Origin of the sequence: Actinoplanes sp. CA-131856, from assembly GCF_050956135.1 — a bacterium.
Lineage (GTDB): Bacteria > Actinomycetota > Actinomycetes > Mycobacteriales > Micromonosporaceae > Actinoplanes.
Genome location: NZ_CP191849.1, coordinates 5,199,888 through 5,215,605 on the forward strand (window position 1 = coordinate 5,199,888; position 15,718 = coordinate 5,215,605).

The following is a 15,718-nucleotide window of genomic DNA, read 5'->3' on the forward strand; positions in this document are numbered from 1 at the left end:
ATGGCGGAGGCGCGGCGGAGAAGGATTGCGCGAGGCGGAGGTGCAGCGGCGCGCGGACAAGGATTGCGCGGCGCGGGGGAGAGGCGCGCGGGCGGAAGCGGGTGCGGGAAAAGACTCCGCCGCGCCGTCGGAGGGACGGCGCGGCGGGGCGGGTGTTTCTTAGAGAGCGACCTTCTCCTTCGGGGCGGTCACCGCGGGGCGGCCGGGCCACCAGAAGCGGTCGCCGCAGATGGTGGCCAGGGCCGGGACCAGGACCGTGCGGACCAGCAGGGTGTCCAGCAGGACGCCGATGCCGACGATGATGCCGATCTGGGTCAGGGTGATGACCGGGAGGACGCCCAGGACCGCGAAGACCGCCGCCAGCAGGATGCCCGCGCTTGTGATCACGCCGCCGGTCACGGCCAGGGCGTGCACCATGCCGTCCTTCGTTCCCCGGGCCGGTGTCTCCTCTCTCGCCCTGGTCACCAGGAAGATGTTGTAGTCCACGCCCAGCGCCACCAGGAACAGGAACGACAGCAGCGGTACGCCCGTGTCCAGCGCCCCGTAGTCCAGCACGTTCCGGAACAGCCACGAGCCCGCCCCGAGGGCCGCGCCGAAGCTGGCGATCACCGTCACCAGCAGCAGCACCGGGGCCACCAGCGCCCGCAGCAGGCCGATCAGCACCAGCAGCACCACGGCCAGCACCACCGGGACGATCACCTTGAAGTCGCGGCGGGCCGCGTTGCGGTCGTCCAGGTTCGCCGCCACGCTGCCGCCGACCAGCGCGTCCTCGCCGGCGACACGTGAGCGCAGGGCGGTGATCGTGTCGTACGCCTCGCCCGTGTCCGGCGCCGCCTCCAGCACCGCCGAGATGCTGGCCAGCGATGAAGTCTGCTCGCCGATGCGGGCCGACGCGACTCCCGGCGTCTTGGTGACCAGCGCCAGGACCTCCTCGGCGCGGGCCGGCGTCGTGATGATCGTGGCCGGGTCGGTGGCGCCCGCCGGGAAGTACTTGCTCACCGTCTCCAGGCCGTCGATCGACTCGGCCTGCACCCGGAACTGCTCCGTCTGCGAGAGCCCGAGCCGCGTACCGAAAAGGCCCGAGGCCAGCGCACCCAGAATGACCACCGAGGCCAGCAGCACCGCGACCGGCCGCTTGGCGACGCCACGGCCCACGCGGGCCCAGACGCCGCGCTCCGCCTCGACGCCCTGCTGGCCGACGCGGGGGATGAACGGCCAGAACAGGCCGCGCCCGCAGACCAGCAGCGCCGGCGGCAGCACCAGCAGGGCGAAGACGGCCGCGATGGCGATGCCCGCCGCTCCGGCCACACCCAGCGCCACGTTGTTGCCCAGGCTGGCCAGCAGCAGTGTCAGCAGCGACAGCACGACCGTGCCCGAGCTGGCCAGCACCGCCGGGCCCGCGCCCTTGAGCGCCTGCCGCATCGCCTCGAACCGGTCCTCGTGCCGGTGCAGCTCCTCCCGATATCGGGAGATGAGCAGCAGCGCGTAGTCGGTGCCGGCGCCGAACACCAGCACGGTGATGATGCCGTTCGTCGACGCGTCGATGGCCAGGCTCGTGTGCTGCGACAGCAGAGCCACGACCGCGCTGCTCAGCCGGTCGGCCAGGCCCACCACGGCCAGGGGGACAAGCCAGAGGATCGGGCTTCGGTACGTCACCAGCAGCAGCAACGCGACCACGACGACCGTGACGATCAGCAGCCGGGTGTTGGCGCCGGAGAAGCTGTCGGCCAGGTCGGCCGTGAATCCGGCGCCACCCGTCACCTGCGCGCTCACTCCGGGCGGCGTTTCCGCCTTGAGCTTGTCACGCAACTGTGTGACTGCGTCAACCGTCTGCTCGGCCGAGTACGACGCGGGCAGGGGCCTGGAGACCAGCGCCGCGTCCTTCTCGGGGGCGAGAATCGGCGTACCGAAGCTCTCGATGGTCTTGAGCTCTTGCTCGGTGAACGGCCCGGTGTCCTTGGCGAAGACGATCAGGGCCGGGTTGACCTGACCGGACGGGAGTTGTTTCTCCAGTTCGGCGACCTTCGTCGACTCGGCGGAGGACGGCAGGGTGGCGGTGGGGTCGTTCGCCGTCTCGAGCGGGCCGGCGAACCCGAGGACGGCACCCCCCAGCAAGACCGCGACCACGAGCGTCAGCCAGGCGCGTCGCATGAATCCTCCATGGTTAAGTATCTCGACAATCGAGAGTCTTACCCAGTGCGGGGAAATCTGCAACACTGACACGGTGGATGATCGGAAACAGCTGCAGGCCGACCTGGTGGACCTGCTGCGCCTCTACAGCATCGAGGCGCAGCACGTGGCGAACGCGTTCGCCCAAATGCAGGGCCTGCACCACACCGACCTCCAGGCCCTGGCCGCGGTGATGCACGCCGAGCGCCGTGACGACCCCCTGACGCCCGGCCGCCTCGGCCAGCAGTTGGGGCTCTCGTCGGGGGCCACCACGGCGGTGATCGACCGCTTGGAGAAGGTCGGGCATCTCCGGCGTACGAGGGAGAGCGCCGACCGCCGGGTCGTCCATCTGCGCTACTCGGCGCCCGCCATGGCCCTGGCCCGGCAGTTCTTCGAGCCGCTGGGCGCGCGCAGCCACGCGGTGATGGACCAGTTCAGCGTGGACGACCTGGCGATGGTCCGGCGGTTCCTGACCGGGATGCTGGAGGCGGTCTCGGAGCATCATCGCTCCCTAACGCCTACCGGCGACGCCTGACCTGCACCCGGCCGGCGGCCGATCCTCTATACGGTCACGTCGAGGTGGCCCTTCAGGACCCGGCGGCTGTCCAGGACGGCCGCGCGGTCGGCGGCGATGACTTTCTTGTCGGCGCGGGCGACGACGTCCGTGGTCAGTTGCAGGCAGTCCTTGCGCAGGTGAACCAGCGTCGCGTGGGTGGCCCAGGGGGAGGGGCCGATGCGCATGCTCATGGCGATTCCTTTCGCTCCACATTTGCAACCGCCTAGATCGGACGCCGTCCGCTCCGGTTGACGCCCCGGCGTCGTGGTCTGTGCCACTTTCCGGACCGCTATATACCCGGTGTATACCCTCGGTGTAGGGTCCTGGGTCATGAGCGTCCCCTTGACACTGCTCGGTCTCCTCGAACGCGAGCCGAGCCACGGCTACGACCTCAAGCGCGACTACGACACCTATTTCGGCCGCGGCAAGTCACTGCCGTTCGGGCAGGTCTACTCGACGCTGGCCCGCCTGGCCCGTGACGGCAAGGTCGTGATGGACGAGATCGCGGCCGGCGGCGGGCCCGACCGCAAGCGCTACGTCATCACCGACGCCGGCGCCACCGAGGTGAACGCGTGGCTCACCGAGCCGGTGGCGGCCGAGCCCCACCTGCAGAGCGTCCTGTTCTCCAAGGTGGTGCTGGCGCTCATGCTCGACCGCCCGGCCGAGGACTATCTCGACACCCAGCGCCGGGCCCACCTGGCCCGCATGCGCGAGCTCACCGAGATCAAGCGCACCGGCGGCCTGGTCGACGCCCTGCTGGCCGACCACGGACTGTTCCACCTCGAGGCCGACCTGCGCTGGATCGACACCACCGCGGCCCGCCTCGACGCGCTCCGCGCGCAGGTCAAGTCATGACCGCGGTGCTGCGGGCGGTGAACGTGTCACTGTCCTTCGGCGACACCCCGGCCCTGCGCGGGGCCGAGTTCGAGGCCGGCGCGGGTGAGATCGTCGCCATCATGGGCCCGAGCGGCTCCGGCAAGTCGACACTGCTGCACTGCCTGGCCGGCATCCTGGTGCCGGACGAGGGTGAGATCCACGTGGAGGGCCAGCGCCTCGACACCATGACCGAAGCGGCCCGCAGCGCGCTGCGCCGCGACCGGTTCGGCTTCGTGTTCCAGTTCGGTCAGCTCGTGCCCGAGCTGACCGCCGCGGAGAACGTCGCGCTGCCCCTGCTGCTCACCGGCGCGCGCCGGGCGGCGGCGCTGGAGCAGGCCGTCGCCGAGATGACGAAGGTCGGGCTCGAAGGCCTGGGCGGCCGCCGATCGGGCGAGTTGTCCGGCGGTCAGGCCCAGCGGGTGGCCCTGGCCCGCGCCCTCGTGGCGGAGCCCCGGGTGATCTTCGCCGACGAGCCGACCGGGTCGCTCGACTCGCTCACCGGCGAGCAGGTGATGGACCTGCTGGTCGGCACGGCCCGCGAGCAGGGCACCACGGTCGTCATCGTCACCCACGACGCGCGGGTGGCGGCGTACGCGGACCGCGAGGTGATGGTGCGCGACGGCCGCGTGACCTCCCCGGTGGGGTCGTCGTGATCCGCCTCGGCCTGCGGATGGCGCTCGGCCGCGACGGCCTAGGCCGCCTCGGCCTGATCGGTGGCGCCGTCGCGGTCGGCGTCGCCATGCTGCTCGGCGTGCTCGCGGGGGTCAACGCCGTGCAGTCGCAGAACCTGCGCTACTCGTGGCTCAACAGCGGCGTGACCAGCGCCGCCACCGGCCCGGCGGCGAAGGATCCGGCCTGGTGGGCGCCGCGCCAGGACTACTTCCACGGCCGTTCGATCATCCGGATCGACGTCGGGGTGACCGGGCCGTCCGGGCCCGTGCCGCCCGGCATGCCGGCACTGCCGACGGCCGGGTCCTACTTCGCGTCCCCGGCGCTGTCCCGTTTGCTGGCCGAGGCCCCGCGCGACGAGCTCGGCGCCCGGTTCCCCGGCCGCCAGGCCGGTGTGATCGGCTCGTCCGCCCTCCCCGGTCCGGACGCGCTGATCATCGTGGTCGGCCTGCCCGTGGCCGAGGTGCAGGCGCGGGAAGGAGCCGTGCGCATCGACCGGATCGTCTCCGTGTCGCCGTCGTCGTGCGACGGCTGCTACATAGGCATCGGCGGGGAGGCGCTCACCCTGACCCTCGGCGTCGTCGGCGTGGCCCTGCTCTTCCCGCTGCTGATGTTCGTCGGCACGGCCACACGGCTGGCGGCGGCCCGGCGCGAGCAGCGGTTCGCCGCGATGCGGCTGCTCGGCGCGACACCACGCCAGGTGTCCACATTGGCCACCGTGGAGTCGGCGGTGGCGGCGGGGCTGGGCGCCGTCGCCGGGTTCGGGCTCTATCTGCCCGTACGGTGGGGTCTCGCGCACATACCGTTCACGGGGGAGCGCTTCTACGCGTCCCATCTGACGCTTACCTGGGCGCAGATGGTGGCCGTGCTGATCGGGGTGCCGCTGGCGGCGGCCGTGGCGGCCCGGCTCGCCCTGCGCCGGGTGCGGATCTCGCCGCTCGGCGTGACCCGCCGGGCCACCCCGCGGCCGCCGCGGGCGTGGCGCCTGGTGCCGCTGGCGGCCGGGCTGGCCGAGCTGGCGTTCTTCGTGGGCCGGCGGCCGTCCACCTCGAACGGTCAGCTGCTGGCCTATCTCTCCGGGATCTTCGTGGTGATGGTGGGCCTGGTCGTGGCCGGGCCTTATCTGACCCTGCTCGGCTCACGGGCGCTGGCCCGCTGGTCACGCCGCCCGGCCGGCCTGATCGCCGGCCGGCGCCTGGCCGACGACCCGCGCGCCGGCTTCCGGGCGGTCAGCGGCCTCATGCTGGCCCTGTTCGTCACCAGCGTCGCCACCGGTGTCATCGGCACGATGGTGTCGGCGCAGAGCCATCGGCCGTCCTCCGCGGCCAAGCTCGCCATGACCTCCTTCCCGGAAGACCTGGCCCCGGGGGAGAAGGGCCTGACCACGGCGGCGATCCCGGCGTCCCTGCCCTCGATCCCGGGCGTCCGGCACGTCCAGGTGGTGCGCTACGACGACGACCGGGACGGCCCGGGCCTGCCCGGCCTGATCTCCTGCGCCGATCTGGCCGCCCTGCGCGACTACGGCGCCTGCCCGCCCGGGGCCGAGGTGGCCCGGGTCTTCTCCGACCTGAGCGCCCCTGACGGCGTACCCACCCATTGGGAAGAAGCCCCGGTGAGCGCGGCGTCCCTGGCCCAGCGGCCCGTGCTGTCGCTGGTGGTCCTCACCGACGGCTCACCGGCGGCCATCGAGCGCTCCCGCACGCTCATGGAGTCGGCCTTCCCGGCGCTGCGCCCGCCCCTGACCGACCGGGAGTGGAACAGCGACTTCGCCCGCACCCTGGTCCAGTTCCAGCGCCTGGCCGACATCGTCGTGATCAGCAGCCTGGTCATCGCCGGCTGCGCCCTGGCCGTCGCGGTCACCGCCGGCCTCAACGAACGCAAGCGCCCCTTCGCCCTGCTGCGCCTGACCGGCGTACGCCTGGCCGAGCTCCGCCGCGTCGTGACCCTGGAGAGCGCGGTCCCGCTGCTGGCCGTGTCGCTGGTGGCGACCGCCGCCGGTTTCCTCTCGGCCCACCTGTTCCTGCGCTCGCAGCTCCAGGAGAACCTGGTGGCCCCCTCGGCCTCCTACTACGCCCTGGTGACCCTGGGCCTGGGCGTCTCCCTGTCCCTGATCGCCTCCACGATGCCGTTGCTGCGCCGCCTCACCGGCCCCGAAACCGCCCGCAACGAATAGACCCGCGCATATCGGCCCGCGCCCGGGGTATGCCCCGGGCGCTTCGCCGCGAAAGGCATCCACCACGTCCGCACCGGCCCACACCAGCTCGCCTGGGACCTGGGCTTCCTGGCCTTCGGTGCCGCCCTGGTCGCCGCCGGCTGGCTGGTCCAGCGCCGCGCACCGGCCCTCGACCGCGTGTGACACACACCCACCAGGCCGACGGCGGCCTGATCCTGCTGGCCGTGGTGGCCGCTGCGGTCGGCTACGAGGCCCTCGCCACCCGGGGCCCGCGGCCGTGGCCCTGGTGGCGCACCGCCTTCTTCCTCGCCGGGTGCGCGGCGCTGGCCGCCGGTTTCTCGCCGTGGCCACCCGATTTCCGCGCCCACATGCTGCAACACCTGCTCATCGGCATGCTGGCCCCGCTCGGGCTCGTTCTGGGCGCGCCGGTCACTCTCCTTCTGCGTACGCTGCCACGCCCGGCCGCCCGCGCGGTGGCCCGCCTGATGCGCCACCGGCTCGTGCACGCCGTGGCCCACCCGGTCGTCGCGCTGACCCTCAACCTGGGCGGCCTCGCCGTGCTGTTCCTGACCCCGCTGTACGCGGCGACCACCCGCTCACCGGCCCTGCACATGCTGGTCCACGTGCACTTCCTGCTGGCCGGTTACCTGTTCGCCTGGGTGATCGCGGGCCCCGACCCCGCACCGAAGCGCCCGTCCGTCCCGGCCCGCCTCGTGATCCTGGGCGTGGCCGTCGCCTTCCACGCGGTGCTGTCCCAGCTGATGTACGCGGGCGCCCTCGTCGACCTGCCCGTCCCCGCCGCCGAGCGCCGCGGCGGAGCCGACCTCATGTACTACGGCGGCGACATCGCCGAACTTATGCTGGCCGCGGCCCTGGTCACCGGCTGGCGCCCCCGCCGCCGCGGAAACGATCGTTTCCCGGACGACCCGAGGGGGCGTATCTTCATGCCCGACAGGAATCTCGCGTGAAAAGAAGCATCTGTTGGACCGCAGGCTCGCCCAGATCAAAGCCAAGCTCGCTGCTTTGCCTTCGACAGAGCAAGTCACGCTCGAAATGGCTCGGCATGCCCGCCAGCGGCAGCGAAGGGCTGGCAAGCCCCTTTCCCTTCGTTCCCGACGTCGAGGTGCCGGCACCGTCCGCCGGCGCGGGCGTCTTCCCCGGCGCGCTCACGATCGTCCACCGGGGGTGCAGCGACTTCACCCTGCTCGTGGTCACGGGCGCCGGTCGCGGCCGACTCGTCGAGGTCAACGCTGAGGGATTCTTCCCGCCGCGTTTCTACTCCGACTCCGATTTCATCGCCTGGTACGAGCGTTGGCTGGACTTCGTCCTCGCCGGGCACCCAGCGTCCGTTCCCTCGCAGCGATTCTCATGACCACGACCACAACGGTGACTCCCTGACCGCACCCCACGGCTACTCCACCGGGAACCGTGCGCCACCGATCTCGGAGGGTGTGCGTAGCGAACTCGTTCTCGATCGTGCCGGTGACCTGCTCGGCAGCGGGCGTGCCGGTCAGGCCGCGTCCCTGCTGGCGCCCGTAGTGGGCGCCGAGCCGGAGAACGCCGGCGCCTGGCTGCTGCTGGCCCGGGCCCACCTGGCCCTGGACCGTCCGGCCGACGCTCTCGAGGCGGCCCGGGCCGCCCTCGCGCTGCGCCCGGGTGGGATCGACGCCCTGTACTGGGTGAGCGCCTCCTACACCGCCCTGGGCCGCCACGAGCTGGCTGTCACCGCGGCCGTCGCCGCCTGCGACGAGGACCCGGGCAACCCGCGGCTGGCCGAGCGCCACGGGCGGGCCCTGCTCGCGGCCGGGCGGGTGGCCGAGGCCGAGCTGGTGCTGGCCGCGTACGCCGAGTTCGCCCACTACGACGCGGAGCTCCAGGTCGCGTACGGGATGGCCCTGTTCGCCGCCGGGCGACCGTTGAGCGCTCGCGAGGCGTACGGGAAAGCCTTGAATCTCGATCCTGGGAACGCGGTGGCCCTGGCCGAGCTGCGCCGGCTCACGACGGCCGAGCAGCGGATCACCGACGCCGGATCGCTGGTGCGGGTGTGCGACGAGTTCGCCGAGGCGCTGCGCGTTCCCGCCGGTGGCCGTCCTCAGCCGGGACCGGCCCGTGACGTGCTGTCGCACGTAGCGGCCGTGACCTTCGGCGTCAGCCTGGCCACCATGGTCGTCCTCGCGGTCCTCATCCGCCTGGCCGGGGCCGAGGTGCCGATGCCGCTGCTCATCGCCGTCTTCGCGATCGCCGGCTCCGCGGCCTGCCTGACCGCCGTGACCCGCCGCCGTCAGCCGTCGCGCGGCTTCTCCAAAACGCGCGGAAAGGCGTAACTGCTCAGCTCTCCAGGACGCGCGGAAAGGGCGTGACTGCTCAGCCGTCCTCGCGGAGCTTCTCCAGGACGCGTGACAGGTCCTGACGGTCGGCCGGGTCGAGGGCGGCGAACAGCCGGGCGCTCGCGGCCTGCCGGGCGGCCTGGATCTCGGTGTTCACCGCCGTGCCGTGCGCGGTCAGCGTGACCAGCACGGCGCGCCGGTCGGCCGGGTCGGGCCGCCGCTCGACCAGGCCGCGCTGCTGAAGGTCGTCGACCACCTCGGTGGCCGAGCGCGGCGCGATCCGCAGATGGTCGGCCAGGCTGCTCAGGCGCAGGTCGCCGTGGCGGGCCAGCACGTTCATGGCCCGGCCCTGCGACGGCGACAGGTCCCACGGCTCGAGCGCGACCTTCGTCCGGTGTCGCAGCCGGCGGGCCACGGCCCAGAAGGCCTCGGACAGACTCTCCTCCTCGTGCACGGGGAATACCGTACCAGCGATTACCGTTGTAGCCTCACGTTGAGGTAACCTCAGTAATCCGTACGGCATGAGAGAAGGTCGCACTTGGCCAGCCGCAAGAAACCCACCCAGGCCGAGATCGCGCAGGCGAAGAACGTCTCCCTGCGCCGCATCGGCGCCCTGTTCACCGGACACCGCTGGCCCCTGGCCGTCGTCGTGTTCACCATCATCGCCTCGTCCCTCGTGGGCCTGGCCTCCCCGTTCCTGCTGCGCGAGGTCATCGACGTCGCGCTCCCGCACAACGACGTCCGCCTGCTGGTCGGGCTCGTCATCGGCATGGTCGTGGTCGCCGCCGTCACCGCCGCCCTCGGCGTCGTGCAGACGTGGATCTCCACCGCGATCGGCCAGAAGGTCATGCACCGGCTGCGCGTCGACGTCTTCGCGCACCTCCAGCGCCAGTCGATCGGGTTCTTCACCCGCACCCGCACCGGCGAGGTGCAGTCGCGCATCACCAACGACATCGGCGGCATGGAGTCGGTGGTCACCTCCACCGCCACCTCGATCGCCTCCAACCTCACCACCGTCGTCGCCACCGCGGTCGCCATGGCCGCCCTCTCGTGGCAACTCTCGCTGGTCACGCTCGTCGTGCTGCCGCCGGCCATCTGGCTGACGCGCCGCGTCGCGACCATGCGCCGGGCCATCACCGCGCAACGTCAGCGCGAGCTGGCCGACCTGAACGTCATCATCGAGGAGGGCCTGTCCATCGGCGGCGTCCAGCTGTCCAAGACGATGGGCACCGGCCCGGCCCAGGTCGAGCGCTTCACCGCCTCGTCGAACCGGCTCATCGACCTCGAACTGCGCTCCGAGCTGGCCGGCCGCTGGCGGATGGCCTCGATGAGCATCGTCTTCGCCGCCATCCCGGCCGTCATCTACCTCGCCGCGGGCCTGCCGTTCAGCGCCGGCTCGATGAGCATCGGCACCCTGGTCGCCTTCACCGCCCTGCAGTCGAGCATCTTCCGCCCGCTCATGGGCCTGCTCAACGTGCAGGTCACCGTGACCAGCTCGCTCGCGTTGTTCGCGCGCATCTTCGACTATCTCGACCTTCCGGTCGAGGTCGAGGAGCCGGCCCGGCCCGTGCGGCTGACGGCGGCGCGGGGCCACTTGCGCTTCGAGGACGTCACTTTCTCGTACGCCAACAGCGGCGCCGCCGCCATCGCCGGAGTCAACCTCGACGTGCCGGCGGGCAGCTCACTCGCGCTGGTGGGGGAGACCGGCAGTGGCAAGAGCACCCTCGCCGCGCTCATCGCCCGGCTCTACGACCCGACCTCGGGCCGGGTCACCATCGACGGCGTCGACCTGCGCGACCTGTCCTTCGCCGATCTGGCCTCGGTCGTCGGCGTGGTCAGCCAGGAGACGTACCTGCTGCACACCACCGTCCGCGAGAACCTGCGCTACGCCAAGCCGGACGCCACCGACGACCAGATCGAGGCGGCCGCGAGGGCCGCGCAGATCCACGACGTGATCGCGGCGCTGCCCGACGGCTACGACACGATGGTCGGCTCCCGCGGCCACCGGTTCTCCGGCGGCGAGAAACAGCGCATCGCCATCGCCCGCACCCTGCTGCGCGACCCGCGCATCCTGGTCCTCGACGAGGCCACGAGCGCGCTCGACAACGAGACCGAGCGCGCCGTGCAGAAGGCCTTCGACGAGCTGTCGCGGGGCCGGACCACGGTGACCATCGCGCACCGCCTGTCCACGATCCGCGACGCGGATCAGATCGCCGTGGTCGACCACGGGCGGATCCTGGAGTCCGGCACCCACGACACCTTGCTCGGCGAGGGTGGCCGTTACGCCGTACTCACTTCTTCTTAGCCTTGCCCTTCTTGCCGCCGGGCTCGCCCGGCACCGGCAGCGGCGGCGCGCTCTTGGCGTAGTCCACGACGATCGGCATGCCGATCCGGACCAGTTCCTTGGCCCGCCGCTGCACGTCCTCGGCGGTCTGCGGCTTGGTCACCGGCACGTGGATGGCGACGTGACCCACGAACGAGATCAGGTCGTCGACGGTGCCCGGGAAGATGTGGCACAGCTGGGAGGCGGCGATCAGCTGCGACTCCGGCACGGCGGCCACGTGCTCGGCCATCCCGGCCTCCCACGCGGTCGGGTGCACCAGATATCCGGCGGGAAGCCGGCCCGGCCCGCCGATGTTCCGCAGCACGAGGGCCCGGTTGCCCTTGCCGGGCTTGGAGGCGCTCACGATGTAGAGGAAGCCGGCCCCGGCCAGGATGCCGCAGACGATGAGGGCCGCCGTCACGTTGCTGGCCCCGGCCATGATGATCAGGAACAGGACGACGATGATCAGCCCGCCCGCCATCATCTCGGGCGTGCCGTCGCGGGCCTCGTCGTCCTCGGCGTTCGCGACGCAGCGTTCCAGGATGCCCTCGTAGATGCGGTCCTGCGGTTTCCAGTGGTCCTCGCGCACCGGCATCGCGCGCAGCGTCGTCTGACCCATCCGTGGGTCCTCCTCGATCAGCGGTCTTGTGACCACGGATATCGGGTACGGCGGCGCGGACCTTAGTCAGTTCTCCACGCAGAATTCGTTGCCTTCCGGGTCCCGCATGACGATCAGCCCGTTCACCTCCCAGGCGAAGGTGGCGCCGAGCTCCTCCAGGCGCTTGCGCTCGGCCGGGATGTCGGCCGCGCGCAGGTCGAAGTGCATGCGCAGCTTGCCCGTCTTGGGCTCGGGGACGCGCTGGAACCACAGGTTGGGCCCGCCCCAGCCGGGAGCCTCGACGTACGCCTTGTCGCTCGTCGAATCCTCGTCGAGCTCGCCGCCGAGGGCCCCGGCCCAGAAACGGGCCACCACGAGAGCGTCCTGACAATCGAAGGTGATGCTCTTGACGTACGTCATGACTCCGTACGGTAGCGCTCCTGGAACACGACCTCATCCAGCGGCCGCCGCTTCGGCTGCGACCATTTGCCCCGGGCCGGGTAGCCGAGCGGGATGAGCGCCATGGTGAGCGCGTCCTCGGGAAGACCCAGCAATTCCCGTACGTCCTTCTCGTGTCCCATGTAGAGGGTGGTGAGCGTGGAGCCGATGCCGTAGGCGCGGGCGGCCAGCATGAGCTGCTGCACGGCGCCGTAGATGGACGAGCCCAGCCGCGGGTTCTTGCTGGCGGCGGCGCCCAGCAGCACCGGGAAGATCCAGACCGGGGCCTCCTCCAGGTGGTTGGCGAGGTGGTCGGCGGCCCGGAAGCTGGCGGCGCTCATCCCGTTCGGGTCGTCATTGGCCAGGATCTGCTCGCGCCGGCTGCCGTAGTTGGCCTCCCAGCCCTCGCGGTACCAGCCGGCGATCCGCTTCTTGGTCTCGGCGTCGCGCACGACGATCCAGGCCCAGCCCTGCCGGTTGCCGCCGCTGGGGCCGCGGATGGCGGCGTCGAGGATCGCCCGCACGATGTCGTCGCCGATCGGCTCGGCCGACAGGTAGCGGCGGGCCGGGGTGGTATGCAGGGCTTCGAGGAGCTGGAGATCGTCAGGCATGGCGCCTACTTTTCCAGACCGAGGTTCCGCACGAGCAGGGCCATCTGCTCGGCGTAGTGCTGGAGGAACTCGGGATCCTTGGCGTCGGCCTGACACAGTCCTTCGATCACATGGGGCATCGTGGCCGGCGCGATGGCGGCCGCCATCAGCATGACGAGCAGGCAGGACGGGTCGACGTCCGGATCGTCGTCGCCGAGCTGGGCGGCGATCTGCTCCACGCCCCGCCGCAGCATGGCGGTCCGTTCCTCGCGGCCGGGGTCGTCGCCGTCGTACTGAAGGCCGCTCCAGGCGAGCATGCGGACGCCGTCCGGGTTGTTCAGGTTCTCCAGGGCGTACTGCCGCAGTTGCTCGGGCAGGGGCGTGCCCGGCTCGGAGATCTCGGCCTGGCGCCGCCCCCACTGCTCGGTCATGGCCCGGAAGAGCCCCTGCTTGCCGTCGAAGTAGTACGACAGCAGCTGCTGGTTGACGCCGGCGCGCTCGGCGATGGCCCGGATGCGCGCGCCGGCATAGCCGTGCGCCGCGAACTCCTGGGCGGCGGCGTCGAGGATCTTCCGGCGCGTGCGCTCGGGATCGCGCTGACGCTCCTGCGGCTTGGGTGACCTGCGGGGACCTGGCACGGTCGATGATTCTACGCATGAGCTAATCAACCAAACGCTTGACAATCTCATGCGTACGGTTGGTACGGTGCCGCTATGCGAATACTCATCTCGGGCGCGGGCATCGGCGGCTTGGCGCTGGCCCAGGCACTGCGCCGCGGCGGCCACGAGGTCGCCGTGTACGAGCGTGATCCCTCCGCGCGAACCCGCCGGCAGGGTTACCGCATCCACATCGACCGCAACGGCAACGAGGCTTTGCGGGCGTGCCTGCCCGCGCCGGTCCTGGAGCTGGCCCACCGCACGAGCGGCGAGGCGGGGGACCGGATCGGGTTCTACACGCAGGACCTGGTCGAGGTGTCCTCCCAGGTCTTCCCGGAGATCCCCGACAGCGAGATCACCAACGTCGACCGGGACACGTTCCGCCAGGCGCTGCTGAGCGGCGTGGAGGTCTCGTTCGGCCACACCGTGACCGGCTACGAGCTGACATCGTCGGGCCGGGTCCGCGTAGCACTGTCCACGAGCACCGGCCCGATCTTTGACGAGGGTGACCTGCTGGTCGGTGCGGATGGCGTCGGCTCGGCGGTGCGCCGGCAATTGGTCCCGGCGGCGGTGCTGCGCGATCTGGGCGTGCGGTGTCTCTACGGCCGGATGCCGCTGACGGGTGCCACCCTGCCGCCGGACTTCGACCGTGGCTTCACCTGGGTGGCCGGCGCGAACGGCTACGGCGCCGGGTTCGCCCCCGTGCGGTTCCGCACCCCGGCCGGCGTGCCGGACTACCTGATGACCACCTTGGTCGCACCCACATCCGTGCTCGGTGACCTGGAGGTCCCGTCCGAAGCGCTGCACCAGATCTGCCTCGACGCGAGCGCCACCTGGCATCCGGCCGTCCGGAACCTGTTCGCCACCGCCGACCCCACGTCGTTCTTCCCGATCGCCATCCGGGCCGGCACGCGCGTCACCCCGTGGTCCTCCGGCCCGGTGACACTGCTCGGTGACGCCATCCACACGATGCCCCCGGCCGGCGGCGTAGGGGCCAACACCGCCCTGCAGGACGCCGCCCTCCTGGCGAAGGAGCTGCTCTCCGGAAACCCCCTCGCCGAAGCTGTGGCGGCGTATGAGTCAGTCATGCTCCCGCGTGGCTTCGACACCATCGACAGCTCGATCCGCATGATCGGCCAGATGGTCCCTCAGGCCGGCCGGGCCGGTGGGCTCCAGGCCGGGGTGCGGCCCGCGTAACGGCCGGACGGGCGGAAGCGGGATGGACTGTCGCCGTACTCCTCGAGGGCGTGAGCCAACCACCCGGCCGTTCGGGCGACGGCGAAGATGGTCTCGCCGGCGTCGGCGGGCATGCCGCGGTCCAGGGTCAGGGCGGCCAGCGCCAGGTCGATGTTGGGGTGGATGCCGGAGCGGTCGTGCATCGCCGTGGCGATCTCCTGTGCGATGGCCGCGGCTGGGCCGTCGCCCAGCAAGGCCAGCAGCAGCTTGGCCCGGGGGTCGCCGTTGGGGTAGAGACGATGGCCGAAGCCGGGGACGGGCTCGCCGGCGCGCAGGCGGGTCGCGACGGCCTCGACCGGGGCGCGGCGGGCCAGGGCGTCGGTGAGCAACTCGTGGGCCAGGCCGCTGGCCGCGCCGTGCAACGGGCCGTCCAGGGCGGCCAGACCGGCGCCGACCACCGCGTACGGGTGGGCGCGTGTCGACGCCGCCACCCGTGCCGCCAGCGTCGACGCGGCGATGTCATGGTCGGCCAGCAGGACCAGCGCGGCGTTGAGGATGTCGTGGTCGGCCGTCGTCCCGCGCGTGCCGGCGAGCCGCACCCAGAGGTCGGCGGCCAGCCGGGAGTGGGTCCGCTCGCCGGTGGGCAGCGCGGTGACCATGGTCGCGAGCAGGGACCGGCCGGTGGTGACGACCGCGGCGGGAGTGATGTCGAAGCGCAGAGGGTCGGCGGCGGCCGCCGCGGCGACGATGACCCGGAGGCGGTCGGTGTGGCGGGCGGCCCGGGGCAGGGGAGCGGTCACGGCCACGGCCAGGTCGAGCAGGCCGGGTGGCGGTGTGAGGTCGGTGTGTTCGAGAGTGCCGGTCCAGAGCAGGTTCGCGACGGACTCGAAACTGGCTGTGGTGGCGAGCTTGATGGCGTCGTGGCCCCGATAGAAGAGGGCGCCGTCGCTGATCAGGGTCAGGCCGGTCTGGATGTTCGGGGTGCCGCGGCCCTTGCGCTTGGCCTCGAACGCCTCGACCTCGGACCTAGCGAAGAGGCTCACCTTGCCGTCGCCGTTGCGGACGCTGTGCAGAAGGCCGCGGCTGACGTAGGCGTAGATCGTGGCCGGTTTGACGCCCAGCCGCTCGGCGACCTGGTCGGTGGTCAGCGTGTCCATGTGCACATCC

General features: G+C 71.6%; 18 protein-coding genes. 10 read left to right on the plus strand and 8 right to left on the minus strand.

Features of this window, described 5'->3' with window-relative positions; translation table 11 throughout:
* Positions 1-159: 159 nt before the first annotated feature.
* Complete coding sequence (locus ACQP2X_RS24015; protein ID WP_498700436.1) at positions 160-2,151, minus strand: MMPL family transporter; 1,992 nt, start codon at positions 2,149-2,151, stop codon at positions 160-162.
* Positions 2,152-2,224: 73 nt separating this feature from the next.
* Here ACQP2X_RS24015 and ACQP2X_RS24020 point away from each other — a divergent pair, with 73 nt between their 5' ends.
* Entirely contained in the window at positions 2,225-2,704 is a 480-nt protein-coding gene (locus ACQP2X_RS24020; RefSeq protein ID WP_498700437.1) for a MarR family winged helix-turn-helix transcriptional regulator, read from the plus strand.
* Between the two features lie 26 nt (positions 2,705-2,730).
* On the opposite strand, the gene ACQP2X_RS24025 is transcribed toward ACQP2X_RS24020, so the two are convergent.
* Positions 2,731-2,916, minus strand: coding sequence for a hypothetical protein (locus ACQP2X_RS24025; RefSeq protein ID WP_498700438.1), 186 nt, complete (start codon positions 2,914-2,916; stop codon positions 2,731-2,733).
* A gap of 139 nt (positions 2,917-3,055) precedes the next feature.
* Between ACQP2X_RS24025 and ACQP2X_RS24030 the strand changes: the two genes are divergently transcribed.
* From ACQP2X_RS24030 to ACQP2X_RS24060, 7 genes are all read left to right on the plus strand, one after another.
* Positions 3,056-3,580, plus strand: a complete 525-nt coding sequence (locus ACQP2X_RS24030) for a PadR family transcriptional regulator (RefSeq protein ID WP_498700439.1) — start codon at positions 3,056-3,058, stop codon at positions 3,578-3,580.
* Entirely contained in the window at positions 3,577-4,254 is a 678-nt protein-coding gene (locus ACQP2X_RS24035) for an ABC transporter ATP-binding protein (protein WP_498700441.1), read from the plus strand. Before ACQP2X_RS24030 ends, ACQP2X_RS24035 begins: the two co-directional genes overlap by 4 nt.
* Positions 4,251-6,443, plus strand: a complete 2,193-nt coding sequence (locus ACQP2X_RS24040) for an FtsX-like permease family protein (RefSeq protein ID WP_498700442.1) — start codon at positions 4,251-4,253, stop codon at positions 6,441-6,443. The genes ACQP2X_RS24035 and ACQP2X_RS24040 overlap by 4 nt, the downstream gene beginning before the upstream one ends.
* Before the next feature lie 99 nt (positions 6,444-6,542).
* The gene (locus ACQP2X_RS24045; protein ID WP_498701022.1) at positions 6,543-6,626 is read left to right on the plus strand and encodes a hypothetical protein; all 84 of its coding nucleotides are present in this window, start codon (positions 6,543-6,545) and stop codon (positions 6,624-6,626) included.
* Entirely contained in the window at positions 6,623-7,411 is a 789-nt protein-coding gene (locus tag ACQP2X_RS24050; protein ID WP_498700444.1) for a cytochrome c oxidase assembly protein, read from the plus strand. Before ACQP2X_RS24045 ends, ACQP2X_RS24050 begins: the two co-directional genes overlap by 4 nt.
* A gap of 95 nt (positions 7,412-7,506) precedes the next feature.
* Complete coding sequence (locus ACQP2X_RS24055; RefSeq protein WP_498700447.1) at positions 7,507-7,815, plus strand: hypothetical protein; 309 nt, start codon at positions 7,507-7,509, stop codon at positions 7,813-7,815.
* Between the two features lie 79 nt (positions 7,816-7,894).
* Positions 7,895-8,767, plus strand: a complete 873-nt coding sequence (locus ACQP2X_RS24060; protein ID WP_498700449.1) for a tetratricopeptide repeat protein — start codon at positions 7,895-7,897, stop codon at positions 8,765-8,767.
* A gap of 40 nt (positions 8,768-8,807) precedes the next feature.
* Here the strand turns inward: ACQP2X_RS24060 and ACQP2X_RS24065 are convergent, their stop codons facing one another.
* Positions 8,808-9,224, minus strand: a complete 417-nt coding sequence (locus ACQP2X_RS24065) for a MarR family winged helix-turn-helix transcriptional regulator (RefSeq protein WP_498700452.1) — start codon at positions 9,222-9,224, stop codon at positions 8,808-8,810.
* 84 nt (positions 9,225-9,308) lie between these two features.
* On the opposite strand from ACQP2X_RS24065, the gene ACQP2X_RS24070 reads away from it, so the two are divergent.
* Entirely contained in the window at positions 9,309-11,075 is a 1,767-nt protein-coding gene (locus ACQP2X_RS24070) for an ABC transporter ATP-binding protein (protein WP_498700453.1), read from the plus strand.
* Here the strand turns inward: ACQP2X_RS24070 and ACQP2X_RS24075 are convergent.
* The 4 genes from ACQP2X_RS24075 to ACQP2X_RS24090 all read right to left on the minus strand — a co-directional run bounded on the left by ACQP2X_RS24075 (position 11,062) and on the right by ACQP2X_RS24090 (position 13,357).
* Positions 11,062-11,712 carry a hypothetical protein gene (locus ACQP2X_RS24075; RefSeq protein ID WP_498700456.1) on the minus strand — a complete coding sequence of 217 codons (651 nt, stop codon included), beginning with the start codon at positions 11,710-11,712 and terminating at the stop codon, positions 11,062-11,064. The two genes, ACQP2X_RS24070 and ACQP2X_RS24075, sit on opposite strands and share 14 nt — an antisense overlap.
* 66 nt (positions 11,713-11,778) lie before the next feature.
* Positions 11,779-12,111 (minus strand): VOC family protein, encoded by a 333-nt coding sequence (locus tag ACQP2X_RS24080; protein ID WP_498700457.1) that lies wholly within the window; start codon positions 12,109-12,111, stop codon positions 11,779-11,781.
* A complete protein-coding gene (locus tag ACQP2X_RS24085; protein ID WP_498700461.1) occupies positions 12,108-12,740 on the minus strand; it encodes a nitroreductase family protein in 633 nt (210 codons plus the stop codon). Before ACQP2X_RS24085 ends, ACQP2X_RS24080 begins: the two co-directional genes overlap by 4 nt.
* Before the next feature lie 5 nt (positions 12,741-12,745).
* On the minus strand, positions 12,746-13,357 hold the full coding sequence (locus tag ACQP2X_RS24090; protein ID WP_498700463.1) for a TetR/AcrR family transcriptional regulator: 612 nt from the start codon (positions 13,355-13,357) through the stop codon (positions 12,746-12,748).
* Between the two features lie 75 nt (positions 13,358-13,432).
* On the opposite strand from ACQP2X_RS24090, the gene ACQP2X_RS24095 reads away from it, so the two are divergent.
* Positions 13,433-14,572, plus strand: a complete 1,140-nt coding sequence (locus ACQP2X_RS24095) for an FAD-dependent oxidoreductase (RefSeq protein WP_498700465.1) — start codon at positions 13,433-13,435, stop codon at positions 14,570-14,572.
* On the opposite strand, the gene ACQP2X_RS24100 is transcribed toward ACQP2X_RS24095, so the two are convergent.
* On the minus strand, positions 14,524-15,708 hold the full coding sequence (locus ACQP2X_RS24100; RefSeq protein WP_498700466.1) for a citrate synthase family protein: 1,185 nt from the start codon (positions 15,706-15,708) through the stop codon (positions 14,524-14,526). The two genes, ACQP2X_RS24095 and ACQP2X_RS24100, sit on opposite strands and share 49 nt — an antisense overlap.
* Positions 15,709-15,718: the final 10 nt, after the last annotated feature.

What these genes read in the sequence shown, in the direction of transcription:
- ACQP2X_RS24015 (WP_498700436.1), bottom strand. Translation starts at nt 2,151, where the DNA reads ATGCGACGCGCCTGGCTGACGCTCGTGGTCGCGGTCTTGCTGGGGGGT.
- ACQP2X_RS24025 (WP_498700438.1), bottom strand. Translation starts at nt 2,916, where the DNA reads ATGAGCATGCGCATCGGCCCCTCCCCCTGGGCCACCCACGCGACGCTG.
- ACQP2X_RS24030 (WP_498700439.1), top strand. Translation starts at nt 3,056, where the DNA reads ATGAGCGTCCCCTTGACACTGCTCGGTCTCCTCGAACGCGAGCCGAGC.
- ACQP2X_RS24035 (WP_498700441.1), top strand. Translation starts at nt 3,577, where the DNA reads ATGACCGCGGTGCTGCGGGCGGTGAACGTGTCACTGTCCTTCGGCGAC.
- ACQP2X_RS24055 (WP_498700447.1), top strand. Translation starts at nt 7,507, where the DNA reads ATGCCCGCCAGCGGCAGCGAAGGGCTGGCAAGCCCCTTTCCCTTCGTT.
- ACQP2X_RS24075 (WP_498700456.1), bottom strand. Translation starts at nt 11,712, where the DNA reads ATGGGTCAGACGACGCTGCGCGCGATGCCGGTGCGCGAGGACCACTGG.
- ACQP2X_RS24080 (WP_498700457.1), bottom strand. Translation starts at nt 12,111, where the DNA reads ATGACGTACGTCAAGAGCATCACCTTCGATTGTCAGGACGCTCTCGTG.
- ACQP2X_RS24085 (WP_498700461.1), bottom strand. Translation starts at nt 12,740, where the DNA reads ATGCCTGACGATCTCCAGCTCCTCGAAGCCCTGCATACCACCCCGGCC.
- ACQP2X_RS24095 (WP_498700465.1), top strand. Translation starts at nt 13,433, where the DNA reads ATGCGAATACTCATCTCGGGCGCGGGCATCGGCGGCTTGGCGCTGGCC.
- ACQP2X_RS24100 (WP_498700466.1), bottom strand. Translation starts at nt 15,708, where the DNA reads ATGGACACGCTGACCACCGACCAGGTCGCCGAGCGGCTGGGCGTCAAA.